Here is a 23,425-nt window from a genome sequence, read left to right as displayed (position 1 = left end):
TGGCTGCCCCTGAATTCTACACGAGATAGAACACAGCTAGCTCACCGGCAGGCGTGTGACCTTCGACGGGCGCCGGTACCGGCGGATGAGGTCCGGGCTTGCCAGGTACAAGACGAGAACCAGCACGCTTGCGGCGACGCACAGGGCGACGACGGGAAGCGCAGCTGTGGCGGCGACGAACCCGAGGGTGATCACGGCTGCGGTGCACACAGTGACTGTGGCAGCTGACTGCAGGTGCGAGAAGCCTACGTCCGTGAGCCGCTGATAGACGTGTTCGCGGTGCGAGGCGTACCACCGCTCCCCTGCCTTGATGCGCCGGAGCAAGGTATAGCCGGCGTCCGCGGCGTAGACAAGGATCGGCGAGAGAACATATTCGACATAGACGCCGCCGAGGAAGCCGGCCACCGCGAGGGCGGCTATCGACGCGCCCAGCAGGTAGCTGCCGACGTCGCCCAGGAAGACTGAACCACGGCCCAGGTTCCAGGGGAGAAACCCAAGGAAGGACATTGCCAGCACCGTGCCCCCGGCGGTCAGCCAGGGCTGCCCGGACAGCAAGCCCGCCACCGCATAGGCACCCCCTGCTGTAACGCCGTGCAGGCCTGAGATGCCGTTGACGCCGTCCATGAAGTTGGCGATGTTGACGTAGGCTGCGATTGCCACGGCGCCCAGCGGCAGCCACCAGAACGACTGTCCGGTGAGCACGATGAGCACCGCGGAGCCGACCGCTCCGATGCCGAGCTGGGCGGCTGCACGCCCGCGGATGGACATGCCTCGCAGATCCTCGATCCAGCCGACGGCTGCGCAAGCGGCAATGATGCCAAGCACGACTGCAGCAATGGAACGGTCAACCGTGACAACCCCCAGCAGCACTGCCGCAGCGTAGCCGACGGCTGTGGCAAGGGCCACTGCGACACCCATGCCGCGAATGGTCACCACCACATGCGATGAACGGGCGGAAGGAACATCAACCACGCCCATCCGGACCAGCCACGGCTTCACTGCAAACGGGAGCAGCAGGCTGGACACCAGCGTTATCCCGGCCACCAGGGCCAACGGCATCATGACGCCACCCGGATTTCACCGGCGTCATCGGCCTCTTCATCGGGAATGTCGGCGATGCTGGCGCCCTGTTCGGCCTCGCAGCGGGCCAGCCAGACGTTGAGGTCAAGCTTGTCCGGGTCCTGCTCCGCTGCCCTGGTATGTGAAATCTTCGGGTGCAGGGGGCGCTTGTCGCGTTCACCGCTGCCGACCAATACCTCGTGTAGCTTCTCCCCCGGACGCAGCCCGGTATAGATGATCTCCACGTTCTTGCCCGACATCGCGATCATCCTTTGAGCCACATCCAGGATCCGGACCGGCTCGCCCATGTCAAGGATCAGCACGTCGCCCCCGGTCCCGATTGCGCCTGCCTGGATTACCAGCTGGCAGGCTTCCGGGATGGTCATAAAGAAGCGGGTAACGTCGGGGTCGGTGACAGTGACGGGACCGCCAACGCGGATCTGCTCGGTGAAAAGTGGCAGCATCGAGCCGCGGCTGCCCATCACGTTACCGAAGCGGACGGAGACAAACTTGCTGCCGGTCTGGCCGGCCATCCAGGCGGTCAGTTTTTCGGCAACCCGTTTCGAGTGGCCAAGGGCGGTGGTCGGGTTGGCCGCCTTGTCGGTGGATATGTTCACGAAGTGCGAGACGCCGGCGTGCTGGGCAGCACGCAGGACGTTCAGGGTCCCGCAGACGTTTGTTTTCCAAGCCTCTACCGGATACTGCTGCAGCAGTGGCGCGTGCTTGAGTGCAGCGGCGTGGAACACCACTTCAGGGCGCCGGTCCTCGAAGATATGCTGCAGGGCTTCGCCATCGCGGATGTTGGCCAGCACGGTATCCCGGCCTGCCAGCAGGCCGTGGCCGGTAATGGAAATCTGGGTCTGCTGCAGGCCCGTCTCGTCGTGGTCCAGCATGATTAGCTCCGCCGGGTCGAACTGGACGATCTGCCGGCAGAGCTCAGAGCCGATGGAACCGCCGGCACCGGTCACCAGAACCCGCTTGCCCTTGATATACCCGGCAATCTCGTCAACCTTGATGTCAACGGGCCGCCGGCCGATCAGGTCCTCAACCGCTACATCGCGGAAGTCGGAGAAGCCGGCGGGTGCGCCGCTGCCCAGCATGTCCCGGAGCGGGGGAAGAACCAGCACGCGGACATTCAGGCCGGCAACAGCGTCCGAGATACGGCGGACTACTGTGGCCTCGACGTTCGCGAAGGCCAGGACCAGGATTGTTGCGCGGGTGCGGCGGATGATCGCCGGCAGGTCGTCGCCGCGGCCCTGGACCTGGACACCGGAAAGCCGCAGGTGCTTCTTGGCGGGGTCGTCATCGATCAGGCCAACCGGAAAGTACGGGGAATCCGGGTCCTGCAGCATCCGGGTCACCAGGGAGTTGCCGAGGAATCCTGCGCCGTAGACGAGAGTGTTTTGTGCCCCGTCCCCGGGCCGGGCCTTACCCTCCACGTAGAGCCGCTTGGCGTACCGGGCGGCGCACATAAAGAGGCAGGCGAACGGAAAAGCGATCAAGCCCACACTGCGGCCCACTTTGATGGCCTCGTAAAGCACCAGCAGGCTCGCTGTGACGGAGGCAGCCACAATAACGGTGACGAATACCAGCGCCCTGGCTTCCTGGAAGCTTCCGAATGGATACCTGCCGCGGTACAGGGCGAGGGAGTACCCGGCCAGCATCTGCGCCACCACGGCGATGGCAGCGATGAGGCAGGCACCGGGCAGCTGTTCCACCCGGATGCCCATCTCGTAGCGCAGCAGCAGCGCCAGGCCGATCGCCACGATCCAGGACATCGAGTCGAGGAAGAGCTGGATCCAGATCCAGAGGGCGGGCTTCTCGTCCCGTACTGCGGCAGGTGCGCGCGTTTCTGATTTTGTACTCAACGAAAGATGCAACCGACTTCCACTACCACGGCGGCCAGGCGCCTGTTTCAAAAATCCCCGCCGCAATTACCGTCGGATGGCGGCGGGGCCTAGAACGATACTAATCGCTTCGGGTTCCGCTGCCCGGATACACCGGCAGCGACGGCATGGGTTTCCAGCCGGCGTCGGCAAGGATACTGCGTGATTCACGCCATCCCTGCCACAGTGCACCGGCCCCTTTGAGGGTCCGCTCGACGAGGACCAGCCGGGTAAGTTCCTTCAGGAAAGTCAGGGCAGTGCCGGCTGCGAAACCCGCCCGGTTGAACTTACCGTGGGCCCGCAGGTAATGCGCCACGTGCCCCCGGTTGCGCATCACATAGCGTCGGCTCAGGTCGGAGGAATCGTTGAGGTGGCGCAGCCCCAGGTCCACTTGCCGCTGCGCGCGGACCTTTTTGATAACAAAGGCGTTGACGTACACCACTGGAGTTTGCTGCGCCGCCAGCCAGCCGTAGATCAGGTCGTCCCAGGTGATAAAGAACCGCGGATCAGGCAGGCCGATGTTCCGGGCCACGGAGGCTTTGATGAGCATGCCTTCGAAGTTCCCCACGTTTGTGCGGAACACGTCCGAATGCCGGAAGACATCGCGCGAGACGGGAAGGAAGATGCCCAGCGCCTCGACAAAATGGTGCTGCCAGAAGAACGGTTTGCCGTTGGCGTCGTAACGCCGGCCAATCAGGCAAGAGTATTCCGGCGTGAACTTCTCCAGTGCCTCCACAGCACCGGGCAGGACCTCAACGTCGTCATCCATCAGCCACAGCCATTCGGCGCCGGATTCCAGGGCCAGTTCCACGCCGCGGGAGAATCCGCCGGCCCCGCCGACGTTCCGGTCCAGGCGTTCGTACTGGATGGACGGTCCGCCGGCGGCGGTGGCCTGGGCGACGACCTCCGGGGTGTGGTCGCTGCTGGCGTTGTCCACAACGAGAATCCGCTCCGGTGCGGTGTCCAGCCGGGCGAAGGAATCGAGCAGGTTGCGCAGGAAGTCGGCGCGGTTGTAAGTGACAACGACGGCGTACAGGTTCTCCACGGGCGCCTAGCTCTTCGCGGCCATCAGTTCCGCGGGCGAGCCGAAGCCCTTGCCGCGGAAGCCGGTTGAATAGGCCCTGAACCAGTGCGCCAGGCCCTTGAGGTCCCGGGCCTTCAGGAAGTAGTAGGGGAACCCGACGATGTCAGCGCCAAACCACCGCAGGTTACGGTACTTGCGGGTCAGGTAGCCCCGGTTGCGGAAGTAGCAGTAGCGCTTGAACTCACCCTCGGGGATGACGGGGGTGATAAACCCGCCGAACACCGGTTTCATCTCGGTCCAGGTGGCGGGGTGCTGCACCGCGACTGTGGCGAGGGTGCCGTACTTCAGCCCGGCCTTTTTCACCCGCGACAGGAAGTCGACTTCGTCGCCACGGATAAAAAACTTCACATCCGGGATGCCGATCCGGTAGAAAACCTCGGTCCGGATGAGTGCACCATTGAAAAAGTGCACCATGTCCGGGAGGTAGCCCATGGGAGCCAGCCGTGACCGGTCGTTGGTCAGCAGCCCATTGATGCGGAAATTGAACGACAGCCGGTTGGGATCCGCCGTGGCGGCGACCAGGGGGCTGACGATGTCGAGCTGGTGTTCCCCGGCCGTGCGGAGAAGTTCGGCCAGGCAGCTGGCGTCTTCGGGGTGGCCGTCGTCGTCCATCATCCAGATCCACTCGGCACCACTGGCCATGGCTGCCAGGATGGCGTAGGCAAAACCGCCCGCACCGCCGAGGTTGGCTTCTGAGCGCAGGTAGTTGATGTTCTCCGCGCCCCCGGCATTAACGACGTCCGTGGCCGGGACAGTGCCGGAGTCCACCAGCGCGATCGAATGGATGGGTGCCGTCTGTGCCGCCAGGCCCTTCAGGAGCAGGGCAAGCTCCTCGTGGCGGTCAAAGGTCACGGCCGCGACGGCCACTTTGGGCTGCATGTCAGTTCCCCGGGTTGTTGTCGGTGCTGCTGACGGCGCTGCTGCCGGCGGCGGTGTGGGCTTCGGCCTGCGGCGCCTCCGGTGCCTGCGGTTCTTCCGGTTCTTCCGGCGCCATGGGGATTTCGCCCAGTCCCAGGACTCCCGGCACGTGCTCGCGGAGCTGTTCCAGGCTCACTGCGCCGTTGCGGACTACCCGCAGGAGGGGGCCGGTGGCGTCAACGATGGTGGAGGGCACTGCTGCCTCGCCGTCGAGCGGCCGGAAGCCGCCCTCAAGGTAAACCTCGACGGACTCTGCAAGCTGCTCGCGGGCGTCGGCGGCGGTCTGTCCCGGGGCATGGCCGGTGCGGTTCGCGGAAGACACAGCCAGCGGGCCGGTGAGGGTCAGCAGCTCCTGGGCGATCTCGTCATCCGGCATACGCAGGGCCACTGTTCCTTTGGTTTCACCGAGGTCCCAATCAAGGGACGGCTGGGCGTGCAGGATCAGGGTCAGGCCGCCCGGCCAGAACGCCTCGGCCAGCTTCCGCGCGTCCGCGGACACATCGGTGGCGAGTCCGTCGAGGGCGTTGATGCGCGGGATCAGCACCGGCGGCGGCATGGTGCGGCTGCGTCCCTTGGACACCAGCAGCATGGTGACCGCCTGCGGTGAAAAGGCATCGGCAGCAATCCCGTAGACGGTGTCAGTGGGAAAAACCACGCACTTCTTCTCGCTGATGGCCCGCTGGGCGTGCTCAAGTCCCCGGGCGCGCTCGTCGTCGCTGGTGCAGTTATAGGTTGTGGTCACTCGCCCATTCTTTCATTCACTGTGGTCCGGACCGGCAAGGAGGGCGCTGGTGGCGCGCTCCTTGCCGTTGAGGTCCAGATGCGTTCTGATGCTGGTCCAGGTCCCGGTCCGGGCCAGCATGGCCGCGATCCAGCCCGCCTGGACTTCTGCATGTTCCATCACGAAGTAGCCGCCGGGAACCAGCAGCCGGGCAGCAGAGGCGGCCGCCGCCGTCGGAAGTTCCATGCCGTCCGCTCCCCCGCCGTACAGCGCTTCGGGCGGATCATGCAGGGCGACCTCGGGCTCGTTGGGGATGGCCTCGGCCGGGATGTACGGCGGGTTTGAAATTACGACGTCGAAGGTCCCGTTCAGTTCCGGCAGCGCGTCCCGCAGGTCCCCGAGGACGAGGTGGACGCCCAGGGGGGCCAGGTTCTTCTCGGCCCAGGCATGGGCGAAGGGGCTGAACTCCACCGCGTGCACTTCCGCATTCGGCACTTCGTGCGCAATGGATCCGGCGATGGCGCCGGATCCCGTTCCGAGGTCGACGATCCGGGGGTGCCGCAGCCCCTGGACGTGGTCGATGACCAGCTGGACCACGGATTCGGTCTCGGGACGGGGCACAAAAACGCCAGGCCCCACTGCGAGTTCGAGATACCGGAAATGCGCTACTCCGGTGATGTGCTGGAGCGGGATCCGGCTGGCACGCTCCGCCACCAGCGCCTCATAGCCCTCAGGGGCCGGGGTGTCACCCAGCATCATGGCGCGCAGCCGGCCCAGCCCAACGTTCAGCAGGTGGTCGGCGAGCAGCTCGGCGTCCACCCGCGGACTGGGGACGCCGGCGTCGCGCAGGATGCCGGTTGCCTCGCTGACCGCATCCGCGAGGGACTGGCCTGGACCGAATGTCATGCGTTGATTCCCGGGGACGCGTTAGTCGCCGATGGCGTCCAGGCGGGCCTGTTCGTCCATCTCGATGGCCGACTGGATGACCGGTTCCAGGTCGCCGTTCATCACCTGGTCCAGGTTGTACGCCTTGTAGCCGGTGCGGTGGTCCGCGATCCGGTTTTCCGGGTAGTTGTAGGTGCGGATGCGCTCCGAGCGGTCCATGGTGCGGATCTGCGACTTCCGCTGGGCCGAGTTTTCGGCGTCGATCTGCTCCTGCTGGTGCGCCAGGATGCGTGCCCGCAGCACGCGCATGCCGGCTTCACGGTTCTGCAGCTGGGATTTCTCGTTCTGCATGGCCACCACGATCCCGGTGGGAAGGTGGGTGATGCGCACGGCGGAGTCGGTGGTGTTCACGGACTGGCCGCCGGGGCCGGAGGAACGGTAAACGTCGATTTTCAGGTCATTCTGGTTGATCTCAAGCTCTTCGGGCTCATCCACTTCAGGGAGAACCAGCACACCGGCGGCGGACGTGTGGATGCGGCCCTGGGATTCGGTGACGGGAACACGCTGTACGCGGTGCACGCCGCCTTCGAACTTGAGCCGCGCGAAGACGCCCTCGGCGGGATCGTTGGAGCTGCCCTTCACGGCAACCTGCACGTCCTTGTAGCCGCCAAGATCGGATTCGGTGGCGGAGATGATTTCAGTCTTCCAGCCGCGCGATTCCGCGTAACGGGTGTACATCCGCAGGAGGTCTGCAGCGAACAGTGCAGCCTCGTCGCCGCCTTCACCGCCCTTGACCTCAAGGATCACGTTGCGGGCGTCGTCAGGGTCGCGGGGAATGAGCAGGCGCCGAAGCCGGGCAGCGGCAACCTCCAGCGACTCCTCCAGCTCAGGCACCTCGGCAGCGAACTCAGGATCCTCGTCAGCCATCTCCTTGGCGGCAGCAAGGTCATCCTGAATGGCTTCCCACTTGTGATAGGCCTCAACAATGCCGTTGAGCTGAGCCGAACGCCGCCCAAGCTTCCGGGCAAGCCGCTGATCAGCATAAACAGCAGGATCTCCCAGCTGTGCCTGGATAGCATCATGCTCATCAAGCAGGCCCTGTACGGACTCAAACATCTATAAACCTCTTTCGACTTGTACAAGTCTAGTAATGCCATAAGCGGGGCGCGAAGCAGGACGGCGACTCAACGACGAAAGCCGCGCGGACTTTCCGCCCCGGGAGTGGCATCGGGCCTGCCGGAGCGTGGCGGCGAAGGTCCGTCAGGACAGAGCCGCCATGCGAAGGGGCGGGGGCGGAAAGTCCGCACGGCACCCAGCCGCACGAACAATCCGACACCCCGCCCCGAAGACAGCTACTTGTCGTTATCCGACTTCGCACCAAGCGTCGTCTTCTGAACCTGCATCAGGAACTCGACGTTGCTCTGGGTCTCCCGGATCTTGTTGGTCAGGAGTTCAAGGCTCTGCTGGGTCTCGAGTCCGGAAAGGACGCGGCGCAGCTTCCACATGATCTTGACTTCCTCGGGGGAAAGCAGGTTTTCCTCGCGGCGGGTGCCGGACGCGTTGACGTCCACGGCCGGGAAGATGCGCTTGTCAGCCAGCTGGCGGGACAGGCGGAGCTCCATGTTGCCGGTGCCCTTGAACTCTTCGAAGATGACTTCGTCCATCTTGGAACCGGTCTCGACGAGTGCCGTTGCGAGGATGGTGAGCGAGCCGCCGTTTTCAATGTTGCGGGCTGCACCGAAGAAGCGCTTGGGCGGGTACAGTGCTGCGGAATCCACACCACCGGACAGGATGCGGCCGGAGGCCGGTGCTGCCAGGTTGTAGGCGCGGCCCAGGCGGGTCATGGAGTCCAGCAGGACCACAACGTCCATCCCCATTTCCACGAGGCGCTTGGCGCGTTCGATGGAAAGTTCGGCCACTGTGGTGTGGTCGTCGGCGGGGCGGTCGAAGGTTGAGGCAATGACCTCGCCCTTGACGGTGCGCTGCATGTCCGTAACTTCTTCGGGACGTTCGTCAACGAGCACCATCATGAGGTGGACCTCAGGATTGTTGGTGGTGATGGCGTTGGCGATGGACTGCAGGATGAGCGTCTTACCGGCCTTTGGCGGGGAGACGATCAGGCCGCGCTGGCCCTTGCCGATCGGGGCGACCAGGTCGATGACGCGGGGGCCGATCTTCTTGGGGTCGGTTTCGAGGCGCAGGCGCTCGGACGGGTACAGCGGCACCAGCTTGGCGAACTCGACGCGGTCCTTGAGTTCTTCGGAGGTCTTGCCGTTGACTGACGTCACGCGGACCAGGGCGTTGAACTTCTGGCGGGCCGACTGCTGGCTGCGGTCTTCCCCGTCACGCGGTGCGCGGATGGCGCCAACCACGGCGTCGCCCTTGCGCAGGTTGTACTTCTTGACCTGGGCGAGGGAGACGTAAACGTCGTTCGGGCCGGGGAGGTAGCCGGAGGTGCGGATGAACGCGTAGTTCTCCAGGACGTCAAGGATGCCGGCAACCGGCAGCAGGACATCGTCCTCGGTAACCTCGACGTCGTCGACGTCCGGTCCCTGGGCGCGTCCACGACGGCGGTCGTTGCGGTCGCGGAAACGGTCGTTGCGGGAGTTGTCCCGATCCTGGCCGCCGGAGCGGTCGTTCCGATCGTTGCGGTCATTACGGTCGCGGCGGTTGCGGCGGTTGCGGCGGCTGCCGCCGTCGGCATCGTCGTCGCGGTTGTCGTCGCGGCGGGCGCCGTCACGCTGGCCTGCCTCACGGCTGCCGGCGTTGTCGCGGCCGCCGTCGGCGTTCTCACGTGCAGCGTTGTCGCGTCCGCGGGTGCGTCCGCCTTCGCGGCGGTCGGTGCGCTGCCCGGCTTCGCCGGCTTCACCTTCGGTGCGTTCTGCGGTGCGGGGTTCTGCGCCGGCCTGCGCTCCGGTGCGCTGCTCGGCGTCGGCCTGTTCTGCCGGCGCCTCCACATTCTCGGCACCCTGCGGCGCTGCTGCGGCTGCTTCGCCGCGGCGGCGGTTGCGGGTGCGCGGCTGGCGGCGCTCGGCACCTTCGGCGGCTTCGGGGGCCTCGCTGGCAGCCGGAGCCTCGACCGGGGCGGCCGTGCTGGTTTCGGGAGCAGCCGGTTCGGCGGCTGCAGGCGCCACCACTCCATCGCTGACGGCCCGGCGGCTGCGGCCACGGCCACGTGCCCGCGTTCCTTCAGCCGGGGCCTCGGTTGTTTCAGCAGATTTCGCCGGGGCGGACACTGCCGGAACGGTTGCCGGGGCAGATACGTTCTCGACGGCCTTTTCCGCCGCCTTGGCCGGAGCCTTGGTGATGGGGGTGCCTGCGCGGTGGGCGGAGATGGCTGAAACCAGGTCCCCCTTGCGCATGCGGGAACCGCCGGAAATCCCGAGCTGGCTGGCAAGTGCCTGCAGCTGGGCGAGCTTGAGGCCTGCAAGGCCGCTGCTCTTGGCGGATGCTGCCGGTGATTCAGCAGCAGAAGATAGTTCCACAGCTGGCGACAGCTCAGTGGTTTCGGTCACGAAGGATCCTTCCCCCTCGACGGCGTCCAGACTGGGAGCTGGACGCGATGATTTGATCTGGGCTGCAGTTCAGATCTGCAGCCGGATTGTTCGGCCTTGCCGGTTGAATATCGGCCAGCAGGGCCGGATACTGATTCACCTTGCGCTCCACCCATGGTGGGACGCAGGACTGACGCTTCAGGGGCAGTTTGAGTGCTGCAGATTCCTGCGACAGACCAAGCAGGCGGCACCGGAATAGATTGCGCAGTAAGAGACCCTGTGGCAACTAAGTGCAATAGCAGATCAGATAGGCGTCAATTACCGCCGGTGCAACTCCACCTTAGCACCTTCAACGTCCACTGCCAGCTTCAGAACACGCCACCCGACGTCCGGCGTGTTGGCGGCGGTGAACTCCTCGATGAAAGCAACAACGGCTGCCGCTTCAGGCTGTCCGTCCGCCAGGACCAGCACGGTGGGCCCGGCACCCGACACCACTGCCGCGTGGCCTGCTGCGCGAAGCGCCGAAATCAGCGCAGCACTTGGACGCATGGCCGCCGCACGGTAACTCTGGTGGAGGTAGTCCTCGGTGCCGGCCAGCAGGAACTCGGGCTTACTGGTCAAGGCATGGATCAAGAGGGCCGCGCGGCCGGCATTCATAGCGGCTGCATGATGCCCCACGGAGGCTGGAAGCAGCGCACGGGCGGCCTCCGTTGACAGCTCGAAATCAGGAACAGCCACCACTGGAACCACGGCTTCGGACACCGTTGCGCTGGTGCTGCTGTACTGGTCACTGTCCTGCCATGACAGCGCCAGACCGCCGAAAATGGCCGGTGCCACGTTGTCCGGGTGTCCTTCCAGCTCGCTGGTGAGCTGAAGGATCCAGTCCTTCCCGCGGCGGCTGGACTCGGGCACCAGGGCGTTTGCTGCGGAAACGGCTGCCACTACAGCCGAGGCAGAAGAGCCAAGGCCCCTGCCGTGGGGATTGACGTTGTCAGCTGTGACCTTCAGGCCGCCGTGCCGGAAGCCCAGCCGTTCGAAAGCCGCTTCCATGGCACGGATGACCAGGTGGCTGGCATCCCTTGGGAGGGTGTCTGCGCCTTCACCCCGAAGATCGAACAGGAGCTCCTCGGATTCGAGGCTCTCCACGGTCAGCGTGTCATGCAGTGCCAGGGCAAGGCCCAGGCTGTCGTACCCGGGACCAAGGTTGGCCGTGGTCCCCGGTACCCGGACGGTGACCTCTTGTCCGGGTTCTATAAGTTGCAGTCCGACGGCGGTCTGCGAGGTGGCGTTCAAGGTTACTTTTCTTCCAGTCCCAGTTCGGCAGCAACAGTGACCACGTCGTTGGAAACCTTGACCGGCTGCACATCGCTGCCGTCCTCGGTGCGCAGGGCCCACTGGGGATCCTTCAGGCCGTGGCCCGTGACGGTGATGACGATGGTTTTGCCGGCGGGAACCTCGCCCGCTGCGTGCTTCTTGAGGAGACCAGCCACGCCGGCGGCGGAGCCGGGCTCCACGAAGACACCCTCGCGGGAGGACAGCCAGCGGTGGGCGGCGAGGATTTCGTCATCCGTGACGGCATCGATGAATCCGCCGGACTCGTCTCGGGCGGCGATGGCGCCGTCCCAGGAGGCCGGGTTGCCGATCCGGATGGCGGTGGCGATGGTGTCCGGTTCGGTGATGGGGTGGCCGGCCACGAACGGCGCGGCACCGGCAGCCTGGAAGCCCCACATCGCGGGGGTCCTGGTGGCGACGGGAGCAAGCGTGCCGGCGGTTTCGGACTCGAAGGGAGCCGAGTACTCTTTGTAGCCCTTCCAGTAGGCCGTGATATTTCCGGCGTTGCCGACGGGCAGTACGTGGATGTCCGGTGCGTCGCCCAGGGCATCGACGATCTCGAAAGCACCAGTCTTCTGTCCCTGGATGCGGGCGGGGTTCACGGAGTTGACCAGGAACACCGGGTACGACTCCCCCAGCTTCCGGGCGATGTCGAGGCAGTTGTCGAAGTTGCCGTCCACCTGGAGCAGGGTGGCGCCGTGGGCGATGGCCTGGCTGAGTTTGCCCATGGAGATCTTGCCTTCGGGCACCAGGACGGCGCATTTCAGGCCGGCCGCCGTTGCGTAGGCGGCTGCGGAAGCGGAGGTGTTGCCGGTGGAGGCGCAGACAACGGCCTTGGCCCCGGAGGCTACTGCGGCGGTCATGGCCATGGTCATGCCGCGGTCCTTGAAGGAGCCGGTGGGGTTCATGCCCTCCACCTTCAGGTACACCTCCGAGCCGGTGAGCTCGGAGAGCTTCTGCGCGTGCACCAGCGGGGTGCCGCCCTCCCCCAGCGTGATGACCCGGGTGGATTCCGTCACGGGCAGACGGTCAGCGTATTCGCGGATGACCCCGCGCCATTGGTGAGCCACTTAGACTCCTTCTACCCGCAGAACGGATGTAACTGAATTGATGACGTCCAGGCCCTTCACGGCCTCAACGGTGGCTGCGAGGGCAGCCTCTGACGCGCGGTGCGTAACGATCCGCAGTTCGGCCGACTCCGCATTGGACTCGGCGTCGCGGTGGATGGTCTGCCGCATGATTTCGATGGACACGCCGTGCTCGGCAAACAGCTGGGCAATCCTGGCGAGGACGCCGGGCTGGTCCGCCACGTCGAGGCCGATGTAGTAACTGGTGACGGCAGCGTCGATGGGCAGCGCGGGCACGTGGCCCGTGGTGGTTTCGGTACGCTGCGGGCCGCCAAGGACCAGGCGGCGGGCCGCGGAGACAAGGTCGCCGAGGACTGCGGACGCTGTGGGGGTGCCGCCGGCGCCCTGGCCGTAGAACATCAGTTCTCCGGCGTTCTCGGCCTCGATGAACACCGCATTGAAGGCACCGCGGACGGCAGCCAGCGGGTGCTCGCGGGGCAGCAGCGTGGGATGCACGCGCACCGAAACGCCTTCACCGCCGTCGGCATCCGTGAGTTTTTCTGCGATGGCCAGCAGCTTGATAACAAAACCGGCATCCTTGGCCGCTGCGATGTCCGCAGCGCTGACGGAGGTGATGCCCTCGCAGTGCACGTTCTCCAGAGCGAACCGGGTGTGGAATGACAGCGAGGCGAGGATAGCAGCCTTCGCGGCGGCGTCGTGGCCCTCGACGTCGGCCGTGGGGTCGGCTTCCGCGTAGCCCAGGCGCTGTGCTTCGGCCAGGGCGTCGGCGAACTGGGCCCCGGTGGAGTCCATCTGGTCCAGGATGAAGTTGGTGGTGCCGTTGACGATGCCCAGCACGCGGGTGATGCGGTCGCCGGACAGGCTGTCGCGGATGGGGCGCAGGATGGGGATGGCGCCGGCCACAGCTGCTTCGTAGGACAGCTGGACGTGGGCTTTGTCAGCTTCTTCGTAGAGGGTGGGACCGTCCTGGGCGAGGAGGGCCTTGTTGCCGGTGACCACGCAGGCACCGTTGCGCAGGGCGGCGAGGATGAGGGTACGGGCAGGCTCGATCCCGCCCATCAGTTCGATGACCAGGTCCGCGTCCTTGACCAGGGTCTCGGCGTCGGTGGTGAACAGGTCCTGCGGCAGTTCAACGTCGCGGGGAGCGTTGACGTTGCGCACGGCAATGCCGCTCAGTTGCAGGCGTGCACCGGTGCGGGCGGCAAGGGCGTCGGCGTCCTCGATGAGAATCCGCGCAACCTGGGCCCCAACGTTGCCACAGCCCAGCAGGGCCACTTTCAGGGTTCGCAATTCGGTCATTCAGACTCCCATGTCGCGGTTCAGCAGATCTTCTTCGGTTTCCCCGCGGACAATCAGCCGGGCAGATCCGTCGCGCACAGCGACAACGCCCGGCCGGGCCAGATAGTTGTAGTTGCTTGACAGGGCCCAGCAGTAGGCGCCGGTCCCCGGTACAGCGAGCAGATCACCGGCTGCCACGTCCTCGGGCAGATATACATCTCTAACAACTATGTCGCCGCTCTCGCAATGTTTGCCCACCACGCGGGACAGCTGCGGTGCGGCAGCGGACGCGCGCGAGGCCACGATCGCCGAATAATCCGCGTCGTAGAGCACCGGGCGGGCGTTGTCGCTCATGCCGCCGTCCACCGACACATAGCGGCGCGGATACGTAACGTTTTCGCCGGCCTCGTCGCTCTGGCCCGAGCCGGGCGCGTCGACGCGGACGGTTTTGAGGGTTCCCACTTCATAGAGGGTGAAGGTGGTGCTGCCCACGATCGCGCGGCCCGGTTCAATGGAGATGCGGGGCGGGTTAATGCCCAGCTCAGCGCAGGTGGAACGCACGACGGCGGCCATCGCCTTCGCGATTTCGGCTGCGGGGCGGGGGGTGTCCACCGGCGTGTACGCGATGCCGTAGCCGCCGCCGAGATCCAGTTCCGGCATAACGATGGAGTACTTTTCCTGCATGGCGGCGAGGAAGCGGAGCAGCTTTTCCGCGGCCAGCGCGAAGCCGTCCGGCTCGAAGATCTGGGAGCCGATGTGGCAGTGCAGTCCGAGCAGTTCGATGCCAGGGTGCACCGCGGCGGCCGCCACGGCTTCCTCCGCGGCTGACAGGCCGGCCTGCCCGGTGGTGTCCTCCGCCATGGAGAGCCCAAACTTCTGGTCCTCGTGGGCTGTGGCGATGAACTCGTGCGTGTGGGCATGGACGCCGGGCGTGAGCCGCAGCATCACTTTTGCTTCTTCACCGCGGGCCTGGGCAATAGCCCCGACCCGTTCCAGCTCGTCCAGGCTGTCCACCACGATGCGGCCCAGCTTCATGTCCAGCGCCCGGTTGATCTCCGCGTCGGATTTGTTGTTGCCGTGCAGGGCGACGCGCTCCCCCGGAATTCCGGCACGCGCGGCCACGGCCAGTTCGCCGCCGGAGGCGGTGTCCAGGCGCAGCCCTTCCTCCTCCACCCACTTCACCACGGCGGTGCACAGGAAGGATTTTCCGGCGTAATAGACGTCGACGCCGCCGCAAATGTCAGCAAAAGCGGCGTCAAAGGAGTCCTTGAACGCACGTGCCCTGGCGCGGAAGTCCGACTCGTCCATCACGAACAGCGGCGTGCCGAACTGTTCCTTCAGGGCGGCGACAGAAACGCCGGCAACTGCCAGCCCGCCGTCGTCGTTCCGTTCAACAGTCCGGGCCCACAGGGGTTCCTGCAGGGCATTCAGGTCCGCAGGGACTGTGAGCCATTCAGGGGCAAGGGGTGAGGCGTTGGTGGTGTCCTGGGCAGTCATGGGGCTACATCCGTTCCGGTGCGGAAACGCCGAGCAGGTCCAGGCCGTTGGCCAGCACCTGGCTGGTGGCGTCGTTGAGCCACAGGCGGGTTCGGTTGACGTCGGTGACCGCTTCGTCGCCCATCGGCGCAATGCGGCAAGCATCGTACCAGCGGTGGTAGGCGCCGGCGATGGTTTCGAGGTGCCGTGCCACCCTGTGCGGTTCGCGCAGCTCCGCGGCCTTGGCCACGATTGAGGGGTAGCTGCCCAGGTACGAGAGCAGCTCGTTCTCCGTCGCATGGTCCAGGAGGGAGGCATCGAAGCTGTCTTTGCCGTCTACACGGCGCTCCACCCCGGCGTCGACAGCGTTGCGGGCTGCGCCGCGGGACCGGGCGTGGGCGTACTGCACGTAGAACACCGGGTTCTCGTTGCTGTGCTTCTTCAGCAGCTCGGGGTCCAGGGTCAGCGGCGAATCTGCCGGGAACCGCGCCAGGGAGTAGCGGACAGCATCCTTGCCGAGCCAGTCGATCAGGTCCTTCAGCTCGATGATGTTGCCGGCACGCTTGGACAGCTTGGCGCCGTTCACGGAGACCAGCTGACCGATCAGCACCTCGATGTTGACCTCCGGATCATCTCCGGCGCAGGCGGCAATGGCCTTGAGCCGGTTGATGTAGCCGTGGTGGTCGGCGCCGAGCAGGTAGATCTTCTCGGTGAAGCCGCGGTCCTTCTTGGATAGGTAATACGCGGCGTCAGCAGCGAAGTAGGTGGGCTCGCCGTTGGCGCGGATCATCACCCGGTCCTTGTCATCGCCAAAGTCCGTGGTCCGCAGCCAGACAGCACCGCCGTCGTCGAACACGTGGCCCTGCTCGCGAAGGCGGGCAACGGCACTTTGGATTGCCCCGGCGTCGTGCAGCTCCTGCTCGGAAAAGAACACGTCGAACTCGACACCGAAGTCGGCCAGCGTGGCCTTGATGTCTTTCATCTGTGCCTTGTAGGCGGCGGCGCGGATGACCGGCAGGGCAGCAACTTCGGTCAGCTCGCGGATGTCCGGGTGCGCGGTGAGGACCTCGTGGCCCAGGTCGGCGATGTACTGGCCGGGATATCCCCCCTCGGGCACGGGCAGGCCGTGGAGGCGGGAGTACACCGAGTTGGCGAAGGTGTTCATCTGCGAGCCGGCGTCGTTAATGTAGTACTCCGCGGTGACCTGGGCGCCGGAAGCACGCAGCACCCTGGCGATGGCGTCGCCCAGGGCAGCCCAGCGGGTGTGCCCAATGTGCAGCGGCCCGGTGGGGTTGGCGGAAACAAACTCCATGTTCACGGTGTGGCCGGTGAGCGCCGTGTTGGTTCCGTACTGCGTACCGGCCTCAACGATCACCTTCGCGAGCGCGCCGGCTGTTGCGGCATCCACGGTGATGTTCAGGAACCCGGGCCCCGCGATGTCCACTGCGGAGACGCCGTCGATCGACTTAAGCCGCGCACTCAGCACGGTGGCGAACTCCCGGGGGTTCGTGCCGGCCGGCTTGGCAAGCTGCAGGGCGATATTGGTGGCCCAGTCGCCGTGGTCCCTGTTCTTGGGTCGCTCCACGCGTACCTCGTCTGGCACTGCTGATGCTGAAAGGGCGATCTCGCCGGCGTTGACGGCGTCTTTCAGGCAGGCGGATATGGCGAGGGAGAGTTCTTCGGGAGTCACACCTCTAGCCTACCGGGGGCCAGTGACAGCAAAAGAATTGGGACTGTGGCCGCGACATAGGCATTCCACAGGAAATCCACAAGCCACCTACAAGATGAACCAATACGCTGGGTTCATCGTTGACACCAGCGTAAGCACCGTCCCAGACACTTAACCGAAATGAGAGCCTTTATGAGACCGTCAGTCCGCAAAAGTGTTTTCGCCGGAATCGCCGGCCTTTCCCTCGCTGGAACGGTGGCCGGTTGCGCGCCGTCCGCCGCTGAAAGCTCACCGGCAGCCTCCGCCGGCAGCGCCGCGGCGACCACGTCCGCAGGAGCGTCGCCGCTGGCCACCAGTGGTGGCACGTACAAGGACGGCACTTACAGCGCCGACGGAAATTACGTTTCCCCGAACGGCACCGAGACGGTGGGCGTTGAATTGACTCTGGCAGCAGGCACGGTCACGGCTGTCAACATCACAGAGCATCCCTCCAATCCGAACACCCGCAAGTTCCAGGGGGAGTTTGCCGGCGGCATCGCGTCCCAGATTGTGGGCAAAAACATCAATGAGCTCAACGTCTCCAAGGTCGCAGGCTCTTCCCTGACCAGTGGCGGTTTCAACCAGGCCGTGGAACTGATCAAGTCGGAGGCGCAGTAGCCAGTGCCGGGCGGGGACTGGGAGGACTTTTCGTTCGAGGGAATCGGCACGCAGTGGGAGATCTCCACGCCCCTTGCGCTTGCTGAGTCCGTGCGGACGCGCCTCCTTGACCGGGTGGAGAAGTTCGACGCCGACTGGTCCCGTTTCCGTGCCGACTCCCGCGTCAGCTTCATGGCGCGGGAGCCCGGCCGGTTTGGTTTTTCGGACGAGGCGGGCCGGCTTGGTCCGCTGTACAGGACCCTTTACGGCCTGACGGGCGGAGCCATGACCCCGCTGATCGGCGCCTCCCTGGAGCGGCTGGGGTACGACGCCCGATACTCCCTCATGCCCTCAGGGGCCCCGCTGCCCGCACCTCCCTGGGATGAAGTCCTGGAGTGGGCAGGAACAACCATCACCACCACTTCGCCCGTGGTCCTTGACATCGGGGCGGCGGGCAAGGGCCTGTTGGTGGACCTGCTCGCGGACGAACTGGACGCTGAAGGCATTGATTCCTTTGTCATCGACGGCAGCGGGGACCTGCTGGCAAGGGGCCCCCGTTCCAACCCGGTCGCTTTGGAGCATCCCTACAATCCGGGGCAGGCAATCGGCGTCGTGCCCCTCGCAGGGCGGGCGCTCTGTGCCTCGGCGTCCAACCGCCGGGCGTGGGGCGACGGCTTGCACCACGTCCTGGACGGAACAACCGGGCAGCCCGTGAGGACCGCCGTCGCCACGTGGGCCCTGGCGGACACGGCGATGCTGGCCGACGCCCTGGCTACCGCGCTTTTCTTTGTTCCAGGCGCACGCTTGGAACAGGAGTTCGATTTCTCCTGGTTGACCGTATTTTCTGACGGAAGCGCTGCCCACTCCGCCGAGTTTGAAGGGACACTGTTCACATGAGCCCTGTGGAAACGCCGAAAGCCCGGCAGGCCCCGTCCGTGGCCGCCCGGCTGGATACTGTTCTTGGCCGGTTCACCATGTACCGCCTCGTCCTGATTGTCCTTGCCGTGCTTGCCGCGTACAGCCTGCTGCTTGACGTTCTTGGCTGGCTGACATTCGGTATTCCCGAGATGCTGGCGCACCTGGTGCTGTGCCTCGGCCTGACGTACGCCTCGAACAGGGCCTTGGCAGCTCTGTTTCGGGTGCGGCCCCATTCTGAATCCTCACTTATCACGGGGCTGCTGCTGTATTTCCTGTTCTGGCCCTCCTTCGCGCCGATGGATGTGGCTGGAGTGGCCCTGGCCTGCGTCCTGGCATCGGCGTCGAAGTATGCACTCGCGTGGCGCGGGCGGCACATCTTCAACCCGGCCGCTTTGGGGGCCTTCGTGGTGGGGCTTACGGGGCTCAACATTGCCACCTGGTGGGCAGCTACTCCTGCCATGTTGTTGCTGCTGGTGCCAGGGGTCCTCCTGGTCCTGTACCGCACCCGCAGGTTCCTGATGGCTTCGGTGTTCCTCGTTGTGTCCTGCGCCATTATTTCCGCAGAACTGCTTCAGGCCGGCATGTCCGTGGGGATGGCGTTGTGGCAGTCCTTGGCCCAGCGGCCGCTGCTGTTCTTCGTGGGCTTTATGCTGACCGAGCCCCTCACTCTGCCGCCGCGCAAATGGCAGCAACTGGCACTTGCAGCCGTGGTGGGCGTGGTCTTTGCCGTTCCCTACAACTTCGGCTTCCTGGCCAACTCTCCTGAAGCCGCGTTGCTGCTGGGCAATATCCTGGCTTTTATGGCGGGCCAGCGGGGCGGGGTGCGGTTGAAGTTCAACGGGACGAGGCCGCTGACGCCGAGCACCACTGAGTTTTCCTTTCAGCCCTCCCGGCCTGTCCGCTTTGTACCGGGACAGTACATGGAGCTGGACCTTCCGCACGCCAAGTCTGATGGAAAGGGACGACGCCGGGTGTTCAGTTTGACGGGTTCCCCCAGGGAACGGGTGGTGAAGTTCGGCGTGCGGACTGCCGAGCCCCTCTCGGCTGCGAAGAAGGTTCTTCTGTCGCTGCAGCCGGGCGACGAAGTCATGGCCACTTCCGTTGGAGGTGACTTTGTCCTCCCCCGCGATCCCCGCAAGCCCGTCCTCATGATGGCCGCCGGCATCGGCATCACGCCCTTCCTTTCACACATCTCCTTCGGAGGGATGGAGGACCGCGACGCCGTGCTCCTCGTGCTGGCAAGGAGCGCAGACGAACTTGCGTATGCGGATGAACTGAAGGCCGCAGGCATCCGTGTGGTGGCCCGGATTGCTGATGGTTCTGAGCCGCCGTCGCACATCACTGCGTTTCCGGCTGATGGAGCCAGGGTGGACGGTGAGGCTCTCAAGGCGCTCGTTCCCGACATCGCTGGCCGCGAAGTCTATGTTTCGGGTTCGCCCGCCAGCGTCGCTTCGCTGCGGCGCGCAGCAAGGCAGGCGGGGGCCAGGCGGGTGCACGTGGACTCGTTCTCCGGCTACTGACATCCGCGGCACAGATCCCGGACCGGCCTGACGAACTGAGTGGCGGTGTGGCGATTTTCCCTTGCGGGCCACCTTCCTGCTAAGCTCTAGGACGTCCCGCCAGCAACGGCAGGAACCCCCGGATTGCCCTCGTAGCTCAGGGGATAGAGCGTCTGCCTCCGGAGCAGAAGGTCGTAGGTTCGAATCCTATCGAGGGCACCAGCTGAAGCACCCCGGTCCACCGACCGGGGTGCTTCTTTTTGTTTGTCGGGCTCCTGAGGCCGCGTCTTTGCTTCCCCGGCTCCGGTGGACCTGGTTGTCCTGGACCTCGCAGGCCATCGCCACCATATTTCCTCCGGGAGAGGGTCTTTCGGCAACCTGTACCCGGGCAACAACCAGTCCTCATAGGTGTCTTCCGGCAACTCTTCGTGCCACAACAAATTCTGGGCAGGCACATCGTCGGGCGGAGGCCGGACGGGCCAGGCCGTCAGGTGGAGGCCAAAAATTGCAAAGGGTCGTCCAGCACGCTGACGTCTACAGGCGAAGCAGAGTCCGGCCGGAGTGGTGGTTTCCAGTCCTGGTGTTCGCATGTGTAGTGCTGCCTGGGCCGCCGCTCTCCTGCAAAGTTTTTACAAACTTTTCCCAGTGCCCTGCGAGCGAAGTGCACCAAAGCCCTCGGCACTTCACGGACGGCGTGGCCCTGTGTGCTCCCACCCTTTGTCAGGGCCTCCTCGTAGGCTGTTCACACCAGCAGAAGTAAAGGGGTCTCACATGTACTGTTCCATCATCCCGCCCTACCTGTTGAGGCGGCTGGCCAGGCAGGACGCCCCGGAGTTCTCCGCCGCCGCAAGAGCCGCCAAGGAAGCTTTGGGGCACGTCCGGTCTGTCCAGGCAGCCCGCATCCAGGCCGCCCCCGAGGTGCCGGCAGGAGTGCGCCAAGCCAAACCAGGACCGTCCAACCGCTCGATCTTCGACGCCGACGGCTCGGAAACCCTTCCGGGCAAACTCGTCCGCAAGGAGGGAGAACCCGCAACGGGGGATCCCGCAACTGATGAAGCCTATGACGGGCTGGGCCACACCCATCGCCTCTACGCGGACGTCTTCGGAAGGAACTCCATCGACGGGCGGGGGCTGCCCCTGAAGGCAACCGTGCACTTTGGCAAGCTCTACGACAACGCGTTCTGGGACGGCACGCAGATGGTCTTCGGCGACGGCGACGGGGAGGTCTTTGAGCGCTTCACCCGGTCCCTCAGCGTTATTGGCCACGAGCTTGCCCACGGGGTTACCCAGCACTCGGCCGCGCTGGTGTACCGGAACCAGGCCGGTGCCATCAACGAGTCCATGTCGGATGTTTTCGGTGCCCTCGTGGAGCAGTACGTGAAGAACCAGCCGGCCACGGAGGCAAGCTGGCTCATCGGCGAAAGGCTTTTCACGCCGGAGGTGGAGGGGCGCGCCCTGCGGTCCATGAAAGCCCCCGGAACCGCGTACGACGACGACGTGCTGGGTAAGGATCCCCAGCCGGACTCCATGGACTCCTACGTGAGGACGAGCGCTGATAACGGCGGTGTCCACATCAACTCAGGCATCCCCAACCGGGCATTCTACCTGGTGGCCGAACAGCTGGGCGGAAACGCCTGGGACTCCCCCGGGCGCATCTGGTACGAGACACTCACCTGCGGCGATTTGCCCACTGGTGCCACGTTCACCGTCTTCGCCCGCGCCACTGCCGCTACGGCAAAGGAGCTTTTCGGTTCTGATTCAAAAGAGCATGACGCCGTGCGGAACGCGTGGGAAACTGTGAAGGTCAAGCTTTAACGGGACGCCTGGCTGCCGTACTTCGGTCCACCAGGCCCGACGTACCACCCAGGAACCAGGCCATGAAGATCAGTGTGGAGCGCACCGGCGGCATAGCGGCGATGACTCGGGTTTGGACTGTGAACGCTGTGTCCGAAACCGCACGGAACCAGTGGCAGCCCATCGTGGAAGCATGCCCCTGGGACGCAGTGCCCAGGACACCACGGGCCGCCGCAGCCGAATTTTCGGGTGCCCAACCCGACCGGTTTATCTACTCCATCCGGGCCGGGGAGCATCGCGCCGCGCTGCCCGAGCGTGCAGTCACCGGGCCCTGGCGGGTGCTGGTGGACAGCACCCGGGCGGCGGCTGAGAAATCCCGCGCGGCACAGCGCCGGGAGGCCTGAAGCCCGGGCCTAGCCTACTTCCGCCAGCTGTCCGCGGAAGGCCCTGCGGTAGGACTGCGGGCTGGTGTCCAGGACTTTCCCGAAGTGGTGCCGCAGCAGGACCGGATGCCCAAATCCGGACTCACGCGCGATCTCCTCAATGTTCATGTCCGTGGCCTCGAGGAGTTCCTGGGCCCGAAGCACCCGCTGCGAGTTGAGCCAGGCTGCGGGCGTCGCCCCGGTTTCGGACCTGAACTTCCGGGCGAACGTCCTGGCGGACATGTGCACCCGCGCCGCAAGCTCGTTCACCGAATGCTCGCGGTCCAGGTGCTCAACCATCCAGCGGAGAAGTTCCTCCATCGGCGCGGAGCCGCAGGTGGGCATCGGCCGGTCAATGAACTGTGCCTGGCCACCATCCCGGTGCGGGGGGACCACCATGTCGCGGGCGATCGCGGCGGCCACGTGTGCACCCAATTCCACCCGCACCAAATGCAGGCAGGCATCGATGCCGGCAGCCGTACCAGCCGAGGAGATGATGTTGCCGTCCTGGACGTACAGGACGTTTTCGTCCACCTTCACGTTCGGATACTCGGTGGCCAACTGGTCCGAGTAGTGCCAATGCGTGGTGCAGCGCCGGCCATCCAGGAGACCGGCCCGGGCCAGGGCGAAGGCACCGGAGCAGATGGACATCACCCATGCTCCCCTCGCATCCGCGGCACGAAGGGCTTCGAGGACGGATTCAGGCAGGTCCTCTTCCCGGCCGTAGGGGGCCATGATGACCAGATCGGCGTCCGCGGTAGCCTCCAGCCCCAGGCTTACGTTCATGGACAATCCGGATTTGAGCTGGATGTTCCCCGGGGTCGGCGTGCAGACGCGGAAGTCGAAGGCAGGGACGCCGCTCCCCCGCTCCGACCTGTCGATCCCGAACACTTCGCAGGCAGTGCCAAATTCGAACATCGAGAAGTTGGGAACCACGATGACGGCTACTGATTTCAGCATGCTTCCATTATGGCAGGAATTTTAGCTTTTTGGGCATTTCTGCCACTTTTTCTTGATGTTACACAGGAGCAGCATGGAGGCATGGAAATCTTCACAACCATCCTCATCATCCTGTTGCTCCTCGTATTTGCCGCCACTGTGTCGGCCCTCCTGCGGGACGGCCGGGGGCACACGCCTCCCGTCGAATCGCATGAAACATGGTCCGCGCTGGACCTTCCCAGCACCAACTACACGCTCCGCATTTTCTAAGCACTGACCAGCCAACGGCTGGGGAAGGCTGCAAGCAGTCGAAACGGGAAGCCCGGG

Annotated in this window: 20 protein-coding genes and 1 tRNA gene; 7 read left to right on the top strand and 14 right to left on the bottom strand. The window is 65.1% G+C overall.

Going from position 1 to position 23,425, the window contains the following annotated elements:
- Nucleotides 1-36: 36 nt before the first annotated feature.
- From ACFVYC_RS02285 to argS, 13 genes are all read right to left on the bottom strand, one after another.
- On the bottom strand, nt 37-1,062 hold the full coding sequence (locus ACFVYC_RS02285) for a glycosyltransferase family 4 protein (RefSeq protein WP_387546099.1): 1,026 nt from the start codon (nt 1,060-1,062) through the stop codon (nt 37-39).
- Entirely contained in the window at nt 1,059-2,927 is a 1,869-nt protein-coding gene (locus ACFVYC_RS02280; protein WP_387546097.1) for a polysaccharide biosynthesis protein, read from the bottom strand. The genes ACFVYC_RS02285 and ACFVYC_RS02280 overlap by 4 nt, the downstream gene beginning before the upstream one ends.
- A gap of 100 nt (nt 2,928-3,027) precedes the next feature.
- Entirely contained in the window at nt 3,028-3,990 is a 963-nt protein-coding gene (locus tag ACFVYC_RS02275) for a glycosyltransferase (protein WP_387546095.1), read from the bottom strand.
- Nucleotides 3,991-3,996: 6 nt separating this feature from the next.
- Entirely contained in the window at nt 3,997-4,908 is a 912-nt protein-coding gene (locus ACFVYC_RS02270) for a glycosyltransferase (protein WP_387546094.1), read from the bottom strand.
- Between the two features lies 1 nt (nt 4,909).
- Entirely contained in the window at nt 4,910-5,689 is a 780-nt protein-coding gene (locus ACFVYC_RS02265) for an L-threonylcarbamoyladenylate synthase (RefSeq protein WP_387546091.1), read from the bottom strand.
- A 12-nt stretch (nt 5,690-5,701) separates the two neighbouring features.
- A complete protein-coding gene (gene prmC, locus ACFVYC_RS02260) occupies nt 5,702-6,574 on the bottom strand; it encodes a peptide chain release factor N(5)-glutamine methyltransferase (protein ID WP_387546089.1) in 873 nt (290 codons plus the stop codon).
- Nucleotides 6,575-6,595: 21 nt separating this feature from the next.
- Nucleotides 6,596-7,669, bottom strand: a complete 1,074-nt coding sequence (gene prfA, locus ACFVYC_RS02255; protein WP_387546088.1) for a peptide chain release factor 1 — start codon at nt 7,667-7,669, stop codon at nt 6,596-6,598.
- A 236-nt stretch (nt 7,670-7,905) separates the two neighbouring features.
- Nucleotides 7,906-10,068, bottom strand: coding sequence for a transcription termination factor Rho (rho, locus tag ACFVYC_RS02250; RefSeq protein WP_387546085.1), 2,163 nt, complete (start codon nt 10,066-10,068; stop codon nt 7,906-7,908).
- A gap of 297 nt (nt 10,069-10,365) precedes the next feature.
- Nucleotides 10,366-11,340 carry a homoserine kinase gene (gene thrB, locus ACFVYC_RS02245; protein ID WP_387546083.1) on the bottom strand — a complete coding sequence of 325 codons (975 nt, stop codon included), beginning with the start codon at nt 11,338-11,340 and terminating at the stop codon, nt 10,366-10,368.
- A gap of 2 nt (nt 11,341-11,342) precedes the next feature.
- Nucleotides 11,343-12,449, bottom strand: coding sequence for a threonine synthase (gene thrC / locus ACFVYC_RS02240; protein ID WP_387546081.1), 1,107 nt, complete (start codon nt 12,447-12,449; stop codon nt 11,343-11,345).
- Nucleotides 12,450-13,766 carry a homoserine dehydrogenase gene (locus ACFVYC_RS02235; RefSeq protein ID WP_387546079.1) on the bottom strand — a complete coding sequence of 439 codons (1,317 nt, stop codon included), beginning with the start codon at nt 13,764-13,766 and terminating at the stop codon, nt 12,450-12,452.
- Nucleotides 13,767-15,242, bottom strand: coding sequence for a diaminopimelate decarboxylase (lysA, locus tag ACFVYC_RS02230; protein ID WP_387546078.1), 1,476 nt, complete (start codon nt 15,240-15,242; stop codon nt 13,767-13,769).
- Between the two features lie 4 nt (nt 15,243-15,246).
- Nucleotides 15,247-16,911 carry an arginine--tRNA ligase gene (argS, locus tag ACFVYC_RS02225; protein WP_387546076.1) on the bottom strand — a complete coding sequence of 555 codons (1,665 nt, stop codon included), beginning with the start codon at nt 16,909-16,911 and terminating at the stop codon, nt 15,247-15,249.
- Between the two features lie 171 nt (nt 16,912-17,082).
- Between argS and ACFVYC_RS02220 the strand changes: the two genes are divergently transcribed.
- From ACFVYC_RS02220 to ACFVYC_RS02195, 6 genes are all read left to right on the top strand, one after another.
- Nucleotides 17,083-17,547: a hypothetical protein gene (locus tag ACFVYC_RS02220; protein ID WP_387546074.1), complete on the top strand. Its 465-nt coding sequence runs from the start codon at nt 17,083-17,085 to the stop codon at nt 17,545-17,547.
- A 3-nt stretch (nt 17,548-17,550) separates the two neighbouring features.
- On the top strand, nt 17,551-18,423 hold the full coding sequence (locus ACFVYC_RS02215; RefSeq protein WP_387546072.1) for an FAD:protein FMN transferase: 873 nt from the start codon (nt 17,551-17,553) through the stop codon (nt 18,421-18,423).
- The gene (locus ACFVYC_RS02210; RefSeq protein WP_387546070.1) at nt 18,420-19,964 is read left to right on the top strand and encodes an FAD-dependent oxidoreductase; all 1,545 of its coding nucleotides are present in this window, start codon (nt 18,420-18,422) and stop codon (nt 19,962-19,964) included. Before ACFVYC_RS02215 ends, ACFVYC_RS02210 begins: the two co-directional genes overlap by 4 nt.
- 125 nt (nt 19,965-20,089) lie before the next feature.
- Nucleotides 20,090-20,165, top strand: a tRNA-Arg gene (locus ACFVYC_RS02205).
- A 549-nt stretch (nt 20,166-20,714) separates the two neighbouring features.
- On the top strand, nt 20,715-21,758 hold the full coding sequence (locus tag ACFVYC_RS02200) for a M4 family metallopeptidase (RefSeq protein ID WP_387546068.1): 1,044 nt from the start codon (nt 20,715-20,717) through the stop codon (nt 21,756-21,758).
- Nucleotides 21,759-21,820: 62 nt separating this feature from the next.
- On the top strand, nt 21,821-22,141 hold the full coding sequence (locus ACFVYC_RS02195) for a protealysin inhibitor emfourin (protein WP_387546066.1): 321 nt from the start codon (nt 21,821-21,823) through the stop codon (nt 22,139-22,141).
- A gap of 9 nt (nt 22,142-22,150) precedes the next feature.
- On the opposite strand, the gene ACFVYC_RS02190 is transcribed toward ACFVYC_RS02195, so the two are convergent.
- Entirely contained in the window at nt 22,151-23,119 is a 969-nt protein-coding gene (locus ACFVYC_RS02190; protein ID WP_387546063.1) for a GlxA family transcriptional regulator, read from the bottom strand.
- 81 nt (nt 23,120-23,200) lie between these two features.
- On the opposite strand from ACFVYC_RS02190, the gene ACFVYC_RS02185 reads away from it, so the two are divergent.
- Nucleotides 23,201-23,368, top strand: a complete 168-nt coding sequence (locus ACFVYC_RS02185; protein ID WP_387546061.1) for a hypothetical protein — start codon at nt 23,201-23,203, stop codon at nt 23,366-23,368.
- Nucleotides 23,369-23,425: the final 57 nt, after the last annotated feature.

The sequence above is a fragment of the Pseudarthrobacter sp. NPDC058329 genome (genome assembly GCF_042879835.1).
Taxonomy (GTDB): Bacteria; Actinomycetota; Actinomycetes; order Actinomycetales; family Micrococcaceae; genus Arthrobacter.
The sequence above is the reverse complement of the archived record's forward strand: the minus strand, read 5'-3'. Positions and strand labels throughout refer to the sequence as shown.

Bases quoted from the DNA above. Each gene is read 5' to 3' on its own strand.
- ACFVYC_RS02285 (WP_387546099.1), bottom strand. From the start codon at position 1,062: ATGATGCCGTTGGCCCTGGTGGCCGGGATAACGCTGGTGTCCAGCCTG.
- ACFVYC_RS02270 (WP_387546094.1), bottom strand. From the start codon at position 4,908: ATGCAGCCCAAAGTGGCCGTCGCGGCCGTGACCTTTGACCGCCACGAG.
- prmC (WP_387546089.1), bottom strand. From the start codon at position 6,574: ATGACATTCGGTCCAGGCCAGTCCCTCGCGGATGCGGTCAGCGAGGCA.
- prfA (WP_387546088.1), bottom strand. From the start codon at position 7,669: ATGTTTGAGTCCGTACAGGGCCTGCTTGATGAGCATGATGCTATCCAG.
- ACFVYC_RS02235 (WP_387546079.1), bottom strand. From the start codon at position 13,766: ATGACCGAATTGCGAACCCTGAAAGTGGCCCTGCTGGGCTGTGGCAAC.
- lysA (WP_387546078.1), bottom strand. From the start codon at position 15,242: ATGACTGCCCAGGACACCACCAACGCCTCACCCCTTGCCCCTGAATGG.
- ACFVYC_RS02220 (WP_387546074.1), top strand. From the start codon at position 17,083: ATGAGACCGTCAGTCCGCAAAAGTGTTTTCGCCGGAATCGCCGGCCTT.
- ACFVYC_RS02210 (WP_387546070.1), top strand. From the start codon at position 18,420: ATGAGCCCTGTGGAAACGCCGAAAGCCCGGCAGGCCCCGTCCGTGGCC.
- ACFVYC_RS02200 (WP_387546068.1), top strand. From the start codon at position 20,715: ATGTACTGTTCCATCATCCCGCCCTACCTGTTGAGGCGGCTGGCCAGG.
- ACFVYC_RS02195 (WP_387546066.1), top strand. From the start codon at position 21,821: ATGAAGATCAGTGTGGAGCGCACCGGCGGCATAGCGGCGATGACTCGG.
- ACFVYC_RS02190 (WP_387546063.1), bottom strand. From the start codon at position 23,119: ATGCTGAAATCAGTAGCCGTCATCGTGGTTCCCAACTTCTCGATGTTC.
- ACFVYC_RS02185 (WP_387546061.1), top strand. From the start codon at position 23,201: ATGGAAATCTTCACAACCATCCTCATCATCCTGTTGCTCCTCGTATTT.